Annotated in this window: 19 protein-coding genes and 1 riboswitch; of the genes, 12 read left to right on the top strand and 7 right to left on the bottom strand. The window is 34.7% G+C overall.

Annotated features, from left to right (window positions below):
* Nucleotides 1-2 precede the first annotated feature (2 nt).
* A complete protein-coding gene (locus A9178_RS04645) occupies nt 3-1208 on the top strand; it encodes a murein hydrolase activator EnvC family protein (protein ID WP_068672861.1) in 1206 nt (401 codons plus the stop codon).
* Between the two features lie 155 nt (nt 1209-1363).
* On the opposite strand, the gene A9178_RS04640 is transcribed toward A9178_RS04645, so the two are convergent.
* From A9178_RS04640 to A9178_RS04610, 7 genes are all read right to left on the bottom strand, one after another.
* A complete protein-coding gene (locus tag A9178_RS04640; RefSeq protein WP_068672860.1) occupies nt 1364-1804 on the bottom strand; it encodes an SH3 domain-containing protein in 441 nt (146 codons plus the stop codon).
* A 103-nt stretch (nt 1805-1907) separates the two neighbouring features.
* The gene (locus A9178_RS04635; protein WP_068672858.1) at nt 1908-2249 is read right to left on the bottom strand and encodes a fluoride efflux transporter FluC; all 342 of its coding nucleotides are present in this window, start codon (nt 2247-2249) and stop codon (nt 1908-1910) included.
* Nucleotides 2249-2644, bottom strand: coding sequence for a fluoride efflux transporter CrcB (gene crcB / locus A9178_RS04630; protein ID WP_068672856.1), 396 nt, complete (start codon nt 2642-2644; stop codon nt 2249-2251). The genes A9178_RS04635 and crcB overlap by 1 nt, the downstream gene beginning before the upstream one ends.
* Entirely contained in the window at nt 2629-3042 is a 414-nt protein-coding gene (locus tag A9178_RS04625) for a Fur family transcriptional regulator (RefSeq protein ID WP_068672854.1), read from the bottom strand. Before A9178_RS04625 ends, crcB begins: the two co-directional genes overlap by 16 nt.
* 25 nt (nt 3043-3067) lie before the next feature.
* Nucleotides 3068-3895, bottom strand: a complete 828-nt coding sequence (locus A9178_RS04620) for a metal ABC transporter permease (RefSeq protein ID WP_068672850.1) — start codon at nt 3893-3895, stop codon at nt 3068-3070.
* Between the two features lie 21 nt (nt 3896-3916).
* On the bottom strand, nt 3917-4672 hold the full coding sequence (locus A9178_RS04615) for a metal ABC transporter ATP-binding protein (RefSeq protein ID WP_068672849.1): 756 nt from the start codon (nt 4670-4672) through the stop codon (nt 3917-3919).
* A gap of 26 nt (nt 4673-4698) precedes the next feature.
* Nucleotides 4699-5655, bottom strand: a complete 957-nt coding sequence (locus A9178_RS04610) for a metal ABC transporter solute-binding protein, Zn/Mn family (RefSeq protein WP_068672848.1) — start codon at nt 5653-5655, stop codon at nt 4699-4701.
* A 321-nt stretch (nt 5656-5976) separates the two neighbouring features.
* On the opposite strand from A9178_RS04610, the gene A9178_RS04605 reads away from it, so the two are divergent.
* From A9178_RS04605 to A9178_RS19115, 11 genes are all read left to right on the top strand, one after another.
* Nucleotides 5977-8364 carry a 3-hydroxyacyl-CoA dehydrogenase/enoyl-CoA hydratase family protein gene (locus tag A9178_RS04605; RefSeq protein WP_068672847.1) on the top strand — a complete coding sequence of 796 codons (2388 nt, stop codon included), beginning with the start codon at nt 5977-5979 and terminating at the stop codon, nt 8362-8364.
* A gap of 14 nt (nt 8365-8378) precedes the next feature.
* Entirely contained in the window at nt 8379-9554 is a 1176-nt protein-coding gene (locus A9178_RS04600; protein ID WP_068672846.1) for an acetyl-CoA C-acetyltransferase, read from the top strand.
* A 35-nt stretch (nt 9555-9589) separates the two neighbouring features.
* On the top strand, nt 9590-11374 hold the full coding sequence (locus tag A9178_RS04595) for an acyl-CoA dehydrogenase family protein (RefSeq protein ID WP_068672842.1): 1785 nt from the start codon (nt 9590-9592) through the stop codon (nt 11372-11374).
* A gap of 141 nt (nt 11375-11515) precedes the next feature.
* On the top strand, nt 11516-11872 hold the full coding sequence (locus A9178_RS04590) for an arsenate reductase family protein (RefSeq protein WP_068672840.1): 357 nt from the start codon (nt 11516-11518) through the stop codon (nt 11870-11872).
* A 188-nt stretch (nt 11873-12060) separates the two neighbouring features.
* Complete coding sequence (gcvH, locus tag A9178_RS04585) at nt 12061-12441, top strand: glycine cleavage system protein GcvH (RefSeq protein ID WP_068672838.1); 381 nt, start codon at nt 12061-12063, stop codon at nt 12439-12441.
* Nucleotides 12442-12688: 247 nt separating this feature from the next.
* Nucleotides 12689-13045: a toprim domain-containing protein gene (locus A9178_RS04580; RefSeq protein ID WP_068672836.1), complete on the top strand. Its 357-nt coding sequence runs from the start codon at nt 12689-12691 to the stop codon at nt 13043-13045.
* A 49-nt stretch (nt 13046-13094) separates the two neighbouring features.
* On the top strand, nt 13095-13409 hold the full coding sequence (locus A9178_RS04575) for a thioredoxin family protein (RefSeq protein ID WP_068672832.1): 315 nt from the start codon (nt 13095-13097) through the stop codon (nt 13407-13409).
* Between the two features lie 125 nt (nt 13410-13534).
* Nucleotides 13535-13650: riboswitch (SAM riboswitch) on the top strand.
* 113 nt (nt 13651-13763) lie between these two features.
* Entirely contained in the window at nt 13764-14804 is a 1041-nt protein-coding gene (locus A9178_RS04570) for a methionine ABC transporter ATP-binding protein (protein WP_068672831.1), read from the top strand.
* Nucleotides 14794-15450 carry a methionine ABC transporter permease gene (locus A9178_RS04565; RefSeq protein WP_068672830.1) on the top strand — a complete coding sequence of 219 codons (657 nt, stop codon included), beginning with the start codon at nt 14794-14796 and terminating at the stop codon, nt 15448-15450. Before A9178_RS04570 ends, A9178_RS04565 begins: the two co-directional genes overlap by 11 nt.
* Nucleotides 15451-15488: 38 nt before the next feature.
* The gene (locus A9178_RS04560) at nt 15489-16316 is read left to right on the top strand and encodes a MetQ/NlpA family ABC transporter substrate-binding protein (RefSeq protein WP_068672828.1); all 828 of its coding nucleotides are present in this window, start codon (nt 15489-15491) and stop codon (nt 16314-16316) included.
* A 173-nt stretch (nt 16317-16489) separates the two neighbouring features.
* Nucleotides 16490-16660, top strand: coding sequence for a YuzK family famiily protein (locus tag A9178_RS19115; RefSeq protein WP_197482151.1), 171 nt, complete (start codon nt 16490-16492; stop codon nt 16658-16660).
* Nucleotides 16661-16740 lie beyond the last annotated feature (80 nt).

Below are 16740 nucleotides of genomic sequence, written 5' to 3'. Positions count from 1 at the left end.
AAATGAAAAAAGTAATAATGACACTATCAACAGTTGCTATTGTCGGAGTGACTAGTATTATAGGTACAGCTAATGTTGATGCTGCTAGTAATATAAACGATATTAAAGACGAACGTACAGAGATAAAAAAAGATTTATCAGATACAGAAAAACAAATTGCTGATGTATTATTTGAATTAAAGGATTTAAATAAGGAAATCGAACGTGTTGAAACATCTTTAAAACAAAATCAAAAAATGTTGCAAGAAACAGATGTAGAAATTTCTGATACGGAAAAAGAAGTTGAAAAATTACAAGAAGAAATTTTGAAGTTAGAAGAAGCGATAGAAAAACGGTATGAAATATTAAAAGATCGTGCTATTTCCTACCAAAAATCCGGTGGATCCATTAGTTACATGGAAGTTATCTTTGGATCTGAAGACTTTGCTGACTTCATTAGTAGAGTCACAACTGTTAGTAAAATTACAGAATCAGATAAAGCATTGATTGAAGCACAAGAAGCGGATAAAAAACTAGTGGAAGAAAAGCAAGAAACAGTTAAAACAAAGTTGGAAGAAGCAAAACAATTAAAAGCAGAGCTTGAAGAAATGAAAGCTTTAATTGAGGATCAAAAATCTCAGAATGAAAAGAAAAAAGCAGAATTAAATGCTAAAGAACAAGAATTAAAAGATAAAAAAGAAAAACTACAAGTGAAAGATAGTGATCTTGCGGCATTACAAGCAAGTTTAAATGCACCAAAAGTGTCTACAGTATCTGCAAGTAGTGAATCTAGCAACAGTGGCGACAGTAGTGGCAATAGTAGTAATTCAGCACCTGCTTCATCGGGTAGTGGAGTGTTCGCTTGGCCAACAAATGGAGGCTATATTTCAAGCGGAATGGGACCTAGATGGGGTAAAAAACATAAAGGTATTGACATTGCGCGTACGAACAGAAGTACAGTACCACCTATTTATTCAGCAATGGATGGAGTGGTAGAGTCTGCTGGATTTAACAGTGGTGGCTATGGTAATAGAGTAGTGATTAGACATAGTAATGGATTGAAAACAACGTACTCACATATGACATCTATTAGTGTTAGTGCAGGACAAAATGTAAGTAAAGGACAAAAAATTGGGGTTATGGGGGCAACTGGAAGATCGACAGGTATTCACTTACATTTTGAAGTGTATAAAAATGGTTCCCTTGTAGATCCTGAGAATTATCTATAAATGATAGTATAGAATAGAAAAGAAGACCAATCTTTCAAGAGGTAGGTCTTCTTTTTTTGTCTGCGTATATGAATTAAAAAATATTAAAACATGGCTATCGGCGATACATAGACAAAACAAGAGTTCTAGAGAATGCGTATCTCTAGAACTCTTGTTTATACTTCTTCATCTAAATATTTACCATTTACATATCCGGTAAAATCATCGGTTGTAATCTTAACCCAGCCCTCATCATTGTCGACATTTTCCGCTACTACTTCTTGTTTCAACGTAACAACACCTACAATCTCACTGTCGGTGTTTGGATCACTTCTTACATTCAATAAATCCACGTTAACATATTTTTTAGCAGGTTCAGTTTTGTTTTGTGATTTTTCTGCAGAAACTTCCTCTTCTTTATCCAGTTTCTCTGTATCCTTTGACTTGACCTTGTCACCGTCACTATCCTTCTTGTCATCTAAATCTATATTTTCATTTGTTTCCGCTGTTGCAAAATCAGGATTCACAAAGTTATGCTGCATAATAATAACAAAAGCGATGAAAGCAATGGTTAGTACAAATAATAAAAATGTCAAAAAACCTCTTTTTTTATTCATATTAATTCTTCTCCTATTACATTTTTCTACAAGAATAGTATACATCAAAAATTAGGAGAGTTGAAGTAAAACTCTAATTCTATTATAGGTAAGTCCCTATTTATCATATATAAAGGACAATTGAAACAAGAATTATAGAGACACTTAACGTACTAACAATGTATAGAGAAGCTGTTTTATATTTTTTATCGAAAAATAATTGTAATGTTTCATTGCCAAAAGTGGAGAATGTAGTGTAGGCTCCAGAAAATCCTACTCCTAATAAAGCCCAAGTTGTAGTGGTTATTTGGCCATTCACTTGCAAGTAGAAAATAAATGCTAGTAAAAGAGAACCCGAAATATTAGCAATCCATGTCCCTATTAAACGCTTCTCGGTTATTTGTGAAAGATATAGTCTAAGAATACTACCAAAAAAACCACCTAAAGCAACTAAAATAATATTCATTAGTTTAACTTCCTACCTTTATTTGCTAATGTAAAGCCGACATAGCAGCTTAGTAAACCACCGAAGATACTTATACCTACATATAAAATGCTAAATCCAATATTTTGTTGGACCAATTGAACCGTTTCTAATGCAAAGGTAGAATATGTAGTAAATGCCCCAATTAAACCTGTTGTAAGACCAGTTAAAAACTCTGGGGAAAGTTTTTCTTTAATCGATTGGTGTTGTAGTAAATAAGATAAAATAAAGCAACCTAAAAGATTAGCAACTAGTGTGCCAATCGGAAAGTTTTCGAAGTAAGAAAAAGCGGAAGAGATTCCGTATCGACTGACTGCGCCAATCATTCCTCCAATCCCAACCGCTACATATAGTTTCTTATTTAATTGTTTTGACATGTTGGGCACAATCCATATATTTCAAATTTATGGCCTTCAATCGCATAGTTTACTAATGATTTCTTGACATCATCCATAGGACATACGTCAATTGCTTTAGTACGCCCGCATTCATTGCAAATAAAATGGTGATGGTGATGATTACCACAGTTCATACGAAAATGTTTTTCCCCGCTTAATTCTGTCGTTTCTAAGATGCCCATTTCATTATACAAGTGAAGGTTCCGATAAATCGTGTCAAAGCTTACCGTGTCATTACCGTTTTCTAAATGTATAATTAAATCCTTTGCAGTACGATAACCATCTTGCTCAGCAAAATAATCTAAAATATCCTTTCTTTTTCCTGTTGCTTTATAACCATTACTTTTCAAGAGATCCAGTGCTTCATTTACATTCATTTGCCTTCCCTCACTCTTTCATTCTTTAAGAAATTTTAAAACGTTTCAATCCGATTGAAATTAATAAAATAAGGATAGATACCAATACGATTGTTCCACCAGGAGGAATGTTTAAGTAATAGCCTGATATTAAACCTATAACAACAGCTAATTCACCAAATAGAATAGATAATCCTATCATTTGTTTAAACCCTTTTGCCATACGCATTGCCGCGGCTACTGGTAATGTCATAAGTGCTGATACGAGTAATACACCGACTATACGAATAGATGCCGCGATAACTAAAGCTGTTAAAACAATAAATATTAAATGAATAGATTTCGAATGTAATCCAGATATGGTTGCATGCTCTTCATCAAATGATAGAGTGAATAATTCCTTGTATAGTATAGTAACAATAAATACTACAAATATTGAAATCGTTACAATCATTAAAAAATCATTTTTACTAACGGCAGATACCGAACCAAATAAATAGTTAAATAAGTCATTATTAAATCCGTTTGCTAATGCAATAAAAATAACACTTAAACCGACACCGCCTGATAAGATAATTGGGATTGCAATTTCCTGATACGCCTTATATACACTCCTCAGTCTTTCAATTAGAATGGAACCAATGACTGAAAAAATCATTCCTCCAAGTAATGGACTAAAAGAAATGACGAGTAATTTTTGTAACATTAATGCGAAAGAAATCCCTGCAAGAGTAACATGTGAAAGGGCATCGGCAATGAGGGACAGTCTTCTTACTACAATAAAAGTCCCGAGTAGGGGGGCGATGATCCCAATTAATAACCCAGTTAAAAAAGTATAACGTAAAAAATCATATTGAAAAAAATCTGCTAACAAGTCGACGCCTCCTTTCTACTTCTAATGATTATGCTTAACGATATTAACCGGGTGACCATAGAAGTTGGATAACTCCATTTCTGATAAGGAACGATATTCTTCTGGTTTACCGTGAAAATGTAATGTTTTATTAAGACAAACGATATCGGTAGCATGTTCGGTCATTGTACCAGTATCATGTGTAACTAAAAGAAGCGTGATGTTTCTTTTTTCATGCAATTGATGTAATAAATCATAGAAACGTTTCACATTTTCATAGTCAATCCCGACTGTTGGTTCATCTAATATTAATAACTCTGGATCACTAACAAGTGCCCTTGCAATAAAGACACGTTGTTGCTGTCCTCCTGATAGATTCCCAATATTCTGGTACGTATATTCTGACATTCCAACTTGGTCTATGGCTTGCAATATTTTTTCTTTATGTTTTTTATTCATAAATTTAAAGTAGCCAATTTTAGCCGTTAATCCTGTTGAAACAACTTCAAAAACAGTTGCGGGAAAACCACGATTAAAGGAGTTTGCTTTTTGAGATACGAAACCAATCTTACTTCTTCCTTTAAATCTGCTAATAGGTTCCCCGTAAATTTTGATTGTACCTTCATCAGGTTTTAAAAGTCCAAGCAATAGTTTAATTAAAGTTGTTTTTCCACCACCATTTGGTCCAATTAACCCCATAAAGGAACCTTTGGGTATTTCGAAATCAATTTGATCAAGAACTATTTTTTTTTCATAAGCATAAGAAACATTATTCATCGATACTACTGGTTTTTCCAAATGAACACCTCCAAACAATAGCCCTTTTAGTTCGTAACTTGATTTAAGGTTGTTAGATTTTTCTCCATTAAAGTTAAATAATCTTCATGATTTTGAATGTCATCATCCGTTAATACGGACAAATTATGGATGACCACTGTTTCTGCGCCAATTTCCTGTTGAATTACTTCAGATACACGATTAGAAGTATTTTGTTCAAAGATAATGTATTTTAATTTACTTTTATTTGCTTGATTAACAATATTAGTTAATTCCTTTTGAGATGGCTCACTATTAGAAGATAGTCCGTTAATCGCAATTTGTTGTAAACCGTATCGTTTCTCCCAATATCCATACGCGGCATGTGTAACTAAAATCTTTTTATTTTTTTTGTCCTTTAGTGTGTTTGTATATTGATTATCAAGCTCCAGTAAATCTTCTTCTAATGTTGTAAAGTTATCATTGTAAAGAGATGCTTGTTCAGGATTTAGACTTATCAGTTCTTGCTTGATCAAATTGGACATCTCTAGCATACGAATCGGATCAATCCATATGTGTGGGTCATGGTCACCATGATGATGTCCATCATGAACTTCATCTTGTTCTGCATGATGGCCTGCTTCTTCAGTTTCCTCTACTTGAAAGAGTTCTTCATGTTTACCTAGTTCTATTAATTTAACATCCTGATTACTTAGGGCGTCAGCAGCTGTTTCAGCAAATGCCTCCATTCCTGCACCTAAATAAATAAATGCATCACTTTTAGCAATATCCGTTATATCTTTTGAAGTAGGCTCATAGGAGTGTGCATCTACTCCCGGAGGATAAATGGACTCTACAGTAATGCTGTCCCCAGCAATTCTTTCAATTGCATATTGAATAGGGTATAGTGTTGTATAGATTTTAATTGATTCATTATTATTTGTTTCTGATTCATTATTAGCATTACATCCAAACATGATTGTGGCGGTAATAAGAATTAGAATGGTAATTTTTATGATTCTCATTTAAATATACTCCTTTGTATTTGCGAAATAAAATACTTAAATATAATAACGTAATGATTCCGATTTGTAAATAAGAATGATTCCGATTATGGAATAATTTTTTGCTGCGTGGCGTCGCTAAAACACCGCCTAAACCAAGTCTTCTTTAAGAAAAACTGTCTCTTTAAATGTAGTTTGAACGGTTCCATACATTTTTAAAACATAAATCAATTGCGAAATATCAGAATATAGTATATAGTGTAAATAGAGGAATAAAGGTAAATGGTTTTTTTAATGTCAAAATGAATGAGTGTTCACTCAATGTGTGAAGGGGGATGTAGTATGAATTACAAAATAAAGAAGGCTGCGGTATTAGGGTCTGGTGTAATGGGTTCTGGTATTGCAGCGCATCTTGCTAACAACGGAATTCCTGTTTTAATGCTTGATATAGTTCCCGAGAAGCTAACTATTGAGGAAGAAAAGAAAGGCCTTACATTTAATCACCCTGCTGTACGAAATCGCTTTGCTAGTAATAGCAAAAAGGCATTGCTAAAGCAAAAGCCTTCACCTATTACATCGAAAAAAAGTCTTGATTTGATTGAATTAGGTAATTTAACTGATGACATAGAAAAATTATCTGAAGTGGATTGGATTATTGAAGTTGTTCTAGAGAATCTTGAAGTTAAGAAAAATATTCTCCAAAAAGTAGATCATTATCGTAAGCCAGGATCCATCGTGTCCACTAATACATCTGGCATCTCAGTAAATGCAATGATTGCGGATTGTTCAGATGATATGAAAAAACATTTTATAGGGACACATTTTTTTAATCCACCAAGATACTTAAAATTATTGGAAGTTATTCCTACGAATGATACAAAACCGGAAGTATTATCATTTATGAAATCTTTTGGAGAAGATGTTTTAGGCAAAGGTGTGGTCGAAGCGAAAGATACACCGAACTTTATTGCCAATCGCATTGGAACTCATGGATTACTAGTCACGGTTAAAGAGATGTTGAAGGGGGCTTATAGTGTTGGTGAAGTGGATTCAGTTACAGGACCAATGATTGGGCGGCCAAAAAGTGCAACATTTCGAACGTTAGATGTTGTTGGTTTAGATACTTTCATCCATGTCGCTCGGAATGTATATAACCAAGTAGATGGGGATGAGAAGAAGGTATTTGATGTTCCTAATTTTATGCATCAAATGAATAAAAACGGTTGGATTGGTACTAAGGCTGGACAAGGGTTTTTCTGGAAAAAAGGTAAGGATATTTTGGAAATCAACCCTACAACACTTGAATACGAACAAAGAAGAGAACTAAAAACGAAGGTAACGGAGACAGTAAGACAAGAAAAAGGTGTAGGTAAAAAGTTACAGACACTGGTGAATGCCCAAGGAGACAAGGCTAGTGATTTGGTATGGGCTATTTTAAAACCTACATTAATTTACTCGGCTGAATTAGTTGGAGAGATTTCTGATGATATTGTAGCGATTGACCGGGCGATGAAATGGGGATTTGGTTGGGAAATAGGTCCATTTGAGATTTGGGATGCAATAGGGCTAAGGAAATCGGTTGGTCGCATGCAGAAGGAAGGGGAGACAGTTCCTAAGTGGGTGCTTAACCTACTTGAAGATGGATATGAATCCTTCTACAAATATGATGGTCATAAAGATTACTTCTATGATCAAGGAGAATACAAACTACTTTCTTATAATAAAAAAGAAATTAATATTCAACGTTTAAAGGAAAGCAAAGGTGTAATTAAACATAATTCGGGTGCAAGTTTAATAGATATGGGAGATGGTGTCGCATTACTAGAATTTCATTCGAAAAGTAATGCTTTAGGAATAGATTCCATTCAAATGATTCATTTTGCAATTGAAGAAGTAGAAAACAATTATGAAGGACTTGTTATTGGGAATCAAGGAAGAAACTTCAGTGTTGGTGCGAATTTAGCACTAATGCTTATGGAGGCACAGGATGATAATTTTGATGAAATTGATTTAGTCATTCGTCAATTTCAAAACATAGCAACGAAGATTAAATACGCTGAGAAACCAATTGTTAGTGCAGTTTTTAATATGACGTTAGGTGGTGGTGCAGAAGTAGCCTTACCTGCTGCCTCCATTCAAGCATCTACTGAAACTTATATGGGACTTGTCGAAGTTGGAGTTGGTTTAATTCCTGGTGGTGGAGGAACGAAAGAACTATATTTAAAACAATTACGGCAAATCCCTCAGGGTATTTCATTTGATTTAACTAAGGTAGCAAATGATGTTTTTGAAAAAGTGGCTACTGCTAAAGTTTCAACATCTGCAGCGGAAGCGTTTGAAAGTGGATTCCTAAGTGGTGGCGACAGTATAAGCGTTAATCCAGACCATCTATTATATGATGCGAAAGAAAAAGTATTGGCTTTATCTAAAATGGGATACAAAGCACCTAGTCGTGAAAAGATTCCTGTTGTTGGAGAAGCGGGATATGCTGCTATGTTAATGGGGGCTAAATCACTTCATTACGGTGGATATGCATCTGAACATGATATGAGGATTGCAGAAAAATTAGCCTATGTTTTATCAGGTGGACGTATAAGAGAAGGAAGTATCATTGATGAACAAGTAATGCTTGATCTCGAAAGGGAAGCATTCTTAAGTTTAATTGGAGAGCCTTTAACTCAAGCGAGAATGCAACACATGTTAATGAAAGGGAAGCCACTACGTAATTAAGGGAGGGCGGTAAAATGAAAGAGGCTGTTATCGTTTCAGGGGCAAGAACCCCAGTAGGTAAAGCATTTAAAGGTTCCTTATCTAATACAAGGCCTGATGATTTAGCGGCATTGACAATTAAAGAGACATTAAAACGTGCTGAAGATTATGACGGAAATATTGATGATGTCATTATTGGTTGTGCCATGCCCGAAGCGGAACAAGGTATGAATATGGCTCGTAATGTGGCTGGGTTGGCAGGCTTAAGGCATGATGTTCCCGGAGTAACAATTAATCGTTATTGTTCCTCTGGTTTACAGTCTATTGCTTATGCTGCGGAAAGAATAATGGTCGGTTCGAGTGATACGATTATAGCTGGTGGAGCAGAATCAATGAGCTTAATTCCAATGGGCGGACATGTGATTAAGCCGAATGTAAAATTAGTTGAGGATGCCCCAGGGTATTACATGAGTATGGGGCATACTGCTGAAGAAGTTGCAAGTCGTTTTGGTATCTCTAGAACTGAACAAGATGAGTTTGCAGCAAAAAGTCATGAACGTGCTGCTAAAGCTATTCAAGAGGGACGTTTTACAGATGAAATTGTTCCTGTTGACGTAAAAGAACGTGTTATAGGAAAAAACAACCAAATAGATGAAAAATCCTTCACGTTAAAAATGGATGAAGGAGTGCGATTGGGAACAAGTGTTGAAGTGTTATCCAAGTTACGTCCAGCTTTTAAAAATAAAGGGACAGTAACAGCTGGTAATTCTTCACAAATGAGTGATGGAGCTGCTTCTGTTTTAGTAATGGAACGGGAAAAGGCGAACTCAATTGGGTTAACTCCAATTGTTAAATTCCGTTCTTTTGCTGTTGCAGGGGTTGAACCTGAAATTATGGGGGTTGGGCCTGTAGCAGCTATTCCAAAAGCATTAAAAATTGCAGGATTGGAATTATCTGATATTGGTCTATTTGAATTAAATGAAGCATTTGCAGCGCAAGCAGTACGCGTTATCCATGCTTTGGATTTAGATAGTAATAAAGTTAATGTCAATGGCGGGGCAATTGCACTTGGACACCCACTCGGCTGTACTGGTACAAAATTAACCCTAACCTTAATGAATGAAATGAAACGTAGAAACGTTCAATTTGGTGTTGTTACGATGTGTATTGGTGGAGGTATGGGAGCAGCTGGTGTCTTTGAACTTATATAAAACTAGTAATCTATTGAAGAAAGGAAGAGGAATAAATGAGTGAAACAAAAGCAAAATTATTTAAAGGTGGAGCATTTTTAACGGAAGATATAACATATGAGGATATTCTAACACCAGAGGACTTTTCAGACGAACAAAATATGATTGCTAAAACAACACATGATTTCATTGATAAAGAGGTATTACCAAATATAGAGGAGTTAGAAAATCAGAACTTCGATTTAAATAAGGAACTTCTTAAAAAAGCCGGAGAATTAGGACTATTAGGAGCTGATGTCCCTGAAGAATATGGTGGACTTGGTTTAGATAAAACAAGTTCCGCTTTAATAACAGAAGAATTCTCAAGAGCTGGAGGATTCTCCCTTTCTTATGGGGCACATGTAGGGATCGGTTCTCTACCAATAGTATTTTTTGGAAATGAGGAACAAAAAACAAAATACTTACCAAAACTGGCAACGGGTGAATTAATAGCTGCATATGCGTTAACCGAATCTACATCTGGATCGGATGCCTTAGGGGCGAAAACGACAGCAGTTTTAAATGAAGCTGGAACTCATTATATATTAAACGGAGAGAAACAATTTATTACGAACTCTGCTTTTGCTGATATATTTGTAGTCTATGCCAAAATTGATGGGGAACACTTTAGTGCATTTATCGTTGAACGAGACTATCCAGGAGTTTCTACTGGAGTAGAAGAGAAGAAGATGGGAATTAAATCTTCCTCTACACGAACGTTAATTTTAGATGACGCACCCGTCCCGGTCGAAAACCTTTTAGGTGAAAAAGGAAAAGGTCATAAAATAGCTTTTAACATTCTAAATGTTGGAAGATATAAATTAGCTATCGGTGGAATTGGTGGGGCTAAGGACGCGCTTGAAGCTAGTGTGAAATATGTAAATGAACGTAAGCAATTTAATACGAAGATTTCTAGTTTCACTCTAACAAAAGAAAAACTGGCTACAATGGCTGCGAAAACCTATGCAAACGAAAGTGCTGTCTATCGTACAGTTGGGTTATTCGAACAAAGAATGGGAGCTTTAACAGATGAGCAATTAAAAGATGGAAGAGAGGTAGCTGCAGCAATTGCAGAATATCAAATAGAATGTTCATTAAATAAATTTACGGCAACAGAAGCCTTGGATTATGTAGTAGATGAAGCAGTTCAATTACATGGTGGAAATGGATTTATACAAGAATATGCTGTGGAAAGAATGTACCGTGATTCAAGAATTAATCGAATTTTTGAAGGAACAAATGAAATTAACCGATTGATTGTTCCCGGGACTTTATTAAAGAAGGCAATGAAAGGCGAATTGCCTTTAATGCAACAAGCTCAAGATCTGCAAGAAGAATTAGTGATGAAGATGCCTGAACAAGTTGGTGCTGGTACACTAGAACAAGAAAAATACTTACTTAAAAATGCGAAAAAAATGGTACTGTTTGCTGCAGGTTTAGCGGTTCAGAAATATGAGCAAAAAATTGAGTTTGAACAGGAAATTCTTGTGAACTTAGCTGATATGGTTTCTGAGGTCTATAATATGGAGGCGGCTATTCTACGGACAGAAAAAGCCATAAATAAATCTGGGGAAGCAGCGAATAAACAAAAACTCCTATATACGCAAGTGTACGTACAGGAAGCATTTAATCGTATGGAAGCCGATGCGAAAGAAACGATTATCACTGTTGAAGAAGGAGATACATTACGTATGTTGTTATCCTCCTTACGTAAATTAACTCGACATACACCAGTTAACGTCGTAAAGAAAAAACGCGAAATTGCAGCTGAAATTATTGATGAAGAAAAATATATAGTTTAATTATTAAAAAAAGATGTGATTCTCGAATACTAATGGGAATCATATCTTTTTATGTTTTTCGGCATAGTCAAACTAAAGTGTATTTGCCTAGAAAACATGATAAAATAGAAGGAAATGATCATTGAGTTAGGAGTGTACATAATGGCGTTAACCTTTTATTGGTATCCAAACTGTGGAACATGCAAAAAAGCAAAAAAGTGGTTAGAAGATAACCAAATAGAATATAGAGCAATTCATATTGTAGAAGAAACACCTACAAAAGAGGAATTATTAAATCTAATAGAAAAGAGCGAATTACCAGCAAAAAAATTCTTTAATACGAGTGGAAAAAAATATAGAGAATTAAACATAAAAGAAAAGATTAAGGATGCGTCAAAAGAGGAAATGGCAGAAATTTTATCCTCAGATGGTATGCTTATTAAACGTCCTATTGTTACAGATGGAAATAAAGTAACAGTAGGATTTAAAGAAGACATATTTACAGAAAAATGGTTGTAAAGTTCAACTAACATTCAGCGGGCTGAATGTTAGTTGAACTTATCAGGGATCTACTGGCTGTTGTCCCCACTTAGATTCTTGTTTTAACCCGAATTCTTGTAGTGGGGGTCTTACAGCCAGTAAAGACGTGATAACATAAGTTTCTTTATAAGAAATATGATTTATACGAACATTTGGAGGGATAGATTTTGAGTTTACCGAAAGATTTATTATATTCAAAAGAGCATGAATGGGTGAAAAAAGAAGGTGCTAATGTACGCATTGGGATTACGGACTTTTCACAAGATGAACTAGGAGATATTGTATTTGTGGAACTACCTGAAGTGGGGGATGAACTTAAGTTAGATGAGCCATTTGGTAGTGTTGAATCGGTTAAAACGGTGTCTGAATTATACGCTCCAATAAGCGGAAAAGTAGTTGAAATAAATGAAGAATTAGAAGACCATCCGGAATTTGTGAATGAATCTCCATTCGATAAAGCATGGATGGTTGTAGTAGAACCATATAATGAGTCTGAACTTGAATCATTGTTGAATCCAAGTGAATATGGGGAATTAATAGAAGATTAAAGCGCGTGTACAAAAAGGAAGATAAAAAGGACAGAGTCGGCTTCCTTTAATTCGTATCTAGTAGAAGGTCCTAGTACTGAAATGTCATTTTTATCGGGCTTTTTAACCATGCTCTTAAAGTTAAAAACCATGGCTAACGTACATTTATTCTAAAAAGCGTATAGTTAGCCATCATTTTATCATATACTTATGTAAACAGAATACTTATAACGAGCATCTTACTTGCTTACATGGGGAGTGCTGTGTGATGATAACGTCTGATTCAGAAAAAGTAATCATTGTAGAAGGGTTGACAGATAAACGTCAAATCGAAAAAGTTATCAATGACGATGTAACCATTGTCTGTACAAACGGTACACTAGGAGTGGAGCGATTTGACGAGATGTTAGAAATGTATCAACTAGATGATAGAGATGTTTTTATTTTAGTGGATGAAGACCGTTCAGGAATCAAGCTCAGGAAGCAGCTTGCGCGTGAACTACCGCATGCTGATCATATTTACGTCAGTAGTGAATATAGGGAAGTTGCAACTACACCAGAACACATCCTTGCAACTGCGCTGGTAGGTAAACATTTCTCAGTAAATCCACTATTCTTAATTTAAAGATTCTGAATGATTATTCGTTCAATTTAATCAATGTAGGGTGGTTTCATTGCAAGAAATAACAGAACAAGCATTAAAAGAAGAAAGGTATCTATTATATATTTATACCCCTTTTTGTGGAACATGTAGTGTAGCAAGAACGATGTTAGAAAAAATTGAATCTGTTCATAAAGAGACCATTTTTTATGAAATGAATGCATCGTATTTTTCAGAATTTATGCATGATAACAAGATTGAAAGTGTTCCGTGTTTACTTATTAAAGAAGACAATGAAATAAAAGAGAAAATCTATGCTTTTAAGTCTATAGGAAATATTTATAGTTATTTAGTACAATATAAGCCGGAGTTATTTGTAAACAACTAAAGTGGAATCGGCAAAAGCCGGTTTTATTTTTTTGTTCGATATTATGCAACTTTTGCGTTCGTTATTGACAAGCCTAGGAATATAGTGCTATTATGAATTTAAGATTATACTAGTAAGCTATCAATCTCTTATCAAGAGCGGTGGAGGGACAAGGCCTGAAGAAACCGCGGCAACCTTCAAACAATGTTGTTTGAAAAAGGTGCTAATTCCTGCAAAGCTTTATCGCTTTGAAAGATGAGAGAATGGAATGACATAGTAAGCGTCTTTCTGTTCTCATGTTCAGAAAGACGTTTTTATTTTATTAAATGTTATATACTAAAAGGGATTTTAAGGCTTAGTTAAGGAGGAATCATTTTGATTTCGATTAAAGGGTTACGTAAGGTTTATACATCAGACAATAAGAAATTAACAGCGGTAGATGATTTGACCCTTGATATAGAGAATGGTGAGATTTTTGGAGTCATAGGCTACAGTGGTGCTGGAAAAAGTACATTCATACGCCTATTAAATCGTCTAGAGGAACCAACTGCAGGAAATATTATTATTGACAAACAAGAAATCACCTCATTAACAAAGAATGAGCTACGCGCTGCGCGAAAGGAAATTGGGATGATTTTCCAGCACTTCAATTTGTTATGGTCGCGTACTGTTGAAGATAATATCTCTTTTCCACTTGAAATTGCAGGCGTTACAAAAGAGAAAAGAGTAAAAAAGGTTCAAGAGTTAATTGACTTAGTAGGGTTATCTGGTAGAGAAAAAGCATATCCTTCACAATTAAGTGGAGGTCAGAAACAACGTGTTGGGATAGCGCGTGCATTAGCAAACAACCCCAAAGTTTTACTTTGTGATGAAGCAACATCAGCACTCGACCCGGAAACAACGAACGCTATTTTGGATTTATTAGTTGATATTAACAAGAAACTAGGTTTGACAGTCATTTTGATTACCCATGAAATGAATGTTATTCGTAAAATCTGTAATAGGGTTGCCGTAATGGAAAAAGGGAAAATCGTGGAACAAGGTAACGTCCTTGATCTTTTCTCCCATCCTAAAAAAAACGTTACGAAAAAATTCGTAGCACAGTTAATGGAGCCAGGTTCTGAAGATGGAACAGAAGACATTGAGAATCTGTTAAATAACGTTAATCATGATGGTATTCTTTTACGGTTGCGATTTATCGGAGAATCTACTAATCATACCTTGATTAGTCAATTGGCTAAAAAATTTCCAATAGATATTAATATTTTGCAAGGGAAAATTACGCAAACACAAACTGGTGGATTTGGAACATTAATTACGCAATTTATAGGTAACGATAAAGAAATCAGTAATGCAGTTGAATTTATTCGCAATGAAACCTCAGTAGAAGTGGAGGTTATACGTAATGCTAACTAATATAAAAATGGAAGATATATGGTTTGCAACTTATGAGACATTTTATATGACCATTATTGCACTTATTGGTACAGCAATTATAGGTATTATCCTTGGTTTACTTTTATACTTAACATCAAAAGATGGGATTTGGGAAAATACAATTTTAAACGTTATTGTTGCGAGTATTGTAAACATTTTTAGGGCTATACCATTTATCATTTTAATTCTTTTACTCTTCCCATTTACTAATTTTCTTATAGGAACGATTCGGGGGCCTTCAGCTGCTCTACCGGCTTTAATCATTGGATCGGCACCTTTTTATGCCAGATTAGCTGAAATTGCTTTTCGTGAAGTAGATAAAGGGGTAATTGAAGCAGCGAAATCTATGGGGGCAAAAACAAGTACGATTATATTTAAAGTGCTAATACCTGAATCAAAACCGGCGTTAGTTTCAGGATTAACCGTAACTGCTATTGCCTTAATAGGATACACAGCAATGGCAGGTGTGATTGGTGCCGGGGGACTTGGGGACTATGCTTATTTTTATGGATTCCAAAGAAGGCAATTTGATGTTGTTTTACTATGTACCGTCCTTATTTTAATTATCGTTTTTATTTTCCAATTTATCGGAGACTTTATCTCTAATAAAATGGATAAAAGATAGACAAGCATTAGCATAAATAATAGAAGGAGAGAATGAACATGAAAAAAATTATTGGATCATTAGTAGTCCTGCTATTCACCGTAGTATTAACTGCTTGTGGTGGATCATCAAATGATGAGTCAAAAAATGAAATCACAATTGGGGCTTCTAGTACTCCACACGCTGAAATTTTGCAAGAGGCAAAACCGTTGTTAGAAGAAGAAGGAATTACATTAAATATAGAACAATATCAAGATTATATTTTACCAAATGATGATCTAGAAAGTGGAGAGTTAGATGCAAACTATTTCCAACATATTCCCTATCTAGAGGAAACTGTTGAAAAAACCGGCTATGATTTAGATTATATTGATGGAATTCATGTAGAACCAATGGGGATTTATTCTAAAAATATTAAGAGCGAAGAAGAAATTCCTGATGGCGCAGAAGTAATTATCAGTCGATCTATTGCTGACCATGGTCGTATCCTTGCGTTGTTCGAGGCACAAGGTTTAATTACATTAGATGAAAATGTAAAAAAAGCTGAAGCAACGGTAGATGATATAGTGGATAATCCTCATAATTTTACATTTTCGGCTGATGTGGATGCAGGATTATTACCAGAAATGTATGAATCAGAAGCAGATACTTTAGTAGCAATTAACACAAACTATGCAATTGAAGCAGGATTAAACCCATTAGAGGATGCATTATTTATTGAAGATGAAAATTCACCATATGTGAACGTAGTTGCTGTTCGTTCTGAAGATAAAGATAATGAAGCAATTAAGAAATTAGTGGAAGTTCTTCATTCAGAAGAGATTCAAAACTTTATTTTAGAAAAATATGAAGGTGCAGTGGTTCCAGTCGGACAAGATAACAAATAAACTGGAGTATTTAAAAGGATTATGAAGAAATTTTGTATAACTTAATCAATATATGAATGAAAAGTGTTTTATGTTCAATAATCTAGATTTATCCTTTAAATTCCATATTGTAAGATAAAACACCAAGTGCTAAAATTATTCTATACCTTTTGAAAGGATGATTAAGTTATACTATGAAGTATACGCATGAAATGGAAAAAGCCATGGAACAATCCCATAGGATGAATTATTCTGAATATGAAAGAAAACTCTCCAATCGTATGAAAGTGGAGAGACGACGTGAACAAGATTACGCATTGAGTAAAAAAATTGTTGCAGAGGCTACATCTCACATTCATAAATAAATTGAAAAATGCTGGTACTTTTAATGTGCCGGCATTTTTTTAGTATAAAAAAACAAAGCAAAACTTCCAAAAAAATAGCT

The sequence above is a fragment of the Oceanobacillus sp. Castelsardo genome (genome assembly GCF_001659985.1).
Lineage (GTDB): Bacteria > Bacillota > Bacilli > Bacillales > Amphibacillaceae > Oceanobacillus.
Note: the sequence above shows the minus strand (reverse complement) of the source record. Positions and strands in the feature narration are given on the sequence as shown.

What these genes read in the sequence shown, in the direction of transcription:
- A9178_RS04595 (WP_068672842.1), top strand. Translation starts at nt 9,590, where the DNA reads ATGAGTGAAACAAAAGCAAAATTATTTAAAGGTGGAGCATTTTTAACG.
- A9178_RS04645 (WP_068672861.1), top strand. Translation starts at nt 3, where the DNA reads ATGAAAAAAGTAATAATGACACTATCAACAGTTGCTATTGTCGGAGTG.
- A9178_RS04640 (WP_068672860.1), bottom strand. Translation starts at nt 1,804, where the DNA reads ATGAATAAAAAAAGAGGTTTTTTGACATTTTTATTATTTGTACTAACC.
- A9178_RS04600 (WP_068672846.1), top strand. Translation starts at nt 8,379, where the DNA reads ATGAAAGAGGCTGTTATCGTTTCAGGGGCAAGAACCCCAGTAGGTAAA.
- crcB (WP_068672856.1), bottom strand. Translation starts at nt 2,644, where the DNA reads ATGTCAAAACAATTAAATAAGAAACTATATGTAGCGGTTGGGATTGGA.
- A9178_RS04625 (WP_068672854.1), bottom strand. Translation starts at nt 3,042, where the DNA reads ATGAATGTAAATGAAGCACTGGATCTCTTGAAAAGTAATGGTTATAAA.
- A9178_RS04560 (WP_068672828.1), top strand. Translation starts at nt 15,489, where the DNA reads ATGAAAAAAATTATTGGATCATTAGTAGTCCTGCTATTCACCGTAGTA.
- A9178_RS04605 (WP_068672847.1), top strand. Translation starts at nt 5,977, where the DNA reads ATGAATTACAAAATAAAGAAGGCTGCGGTATTAGGGTCTGGTGTAATG.
- A9178_RS04635 (WP_068672858.1), bottom strand. Translation starts at nt 2,249, where the DNA reads ATGAATATTATTTTAGTTGCTTTAGGTGGTTTTTTTGGTAGTATTCTT.
- A9178_RS04580 (WP_068672836.1), top strand. Translation starts at nt 12,689, where the DNA reads ATGATAACGTCTGATTCAGAAAAAGTAATCATTGTAGAAGGGTTGACA.
- A9178_RS04610 (WP_068672848.1), bottom strand. Translation starts at nt 5,655, where the DNA reads ATGAGAATCATAAAAATTACCATTCTAATTCTTATTACCGCCACAATC.
- A9178_RS19115 (WP_197482151.1), top strand. Translation starts at nt 16,490, where the DNA reads ATGAAGTATACGCATGAAATGGAAAAAGCCATGGAACAATCCCATAGG.
- A9178_RS04590 (WP_068672840.1), top strand. Translation starts at nt 11,516, where the DNA reads ATGGCGTTAACCTTTTATTGGTATCCAAACTGTGGAACATGCAAAAAA.
- A9178_RS04565 (WP_068672830.1), top strand. Translation starts at nt 14,794, where the DNA reads ATGCTAACTAATATAAAAATGGAAGATATATGGTTTGCAACTTATGAG.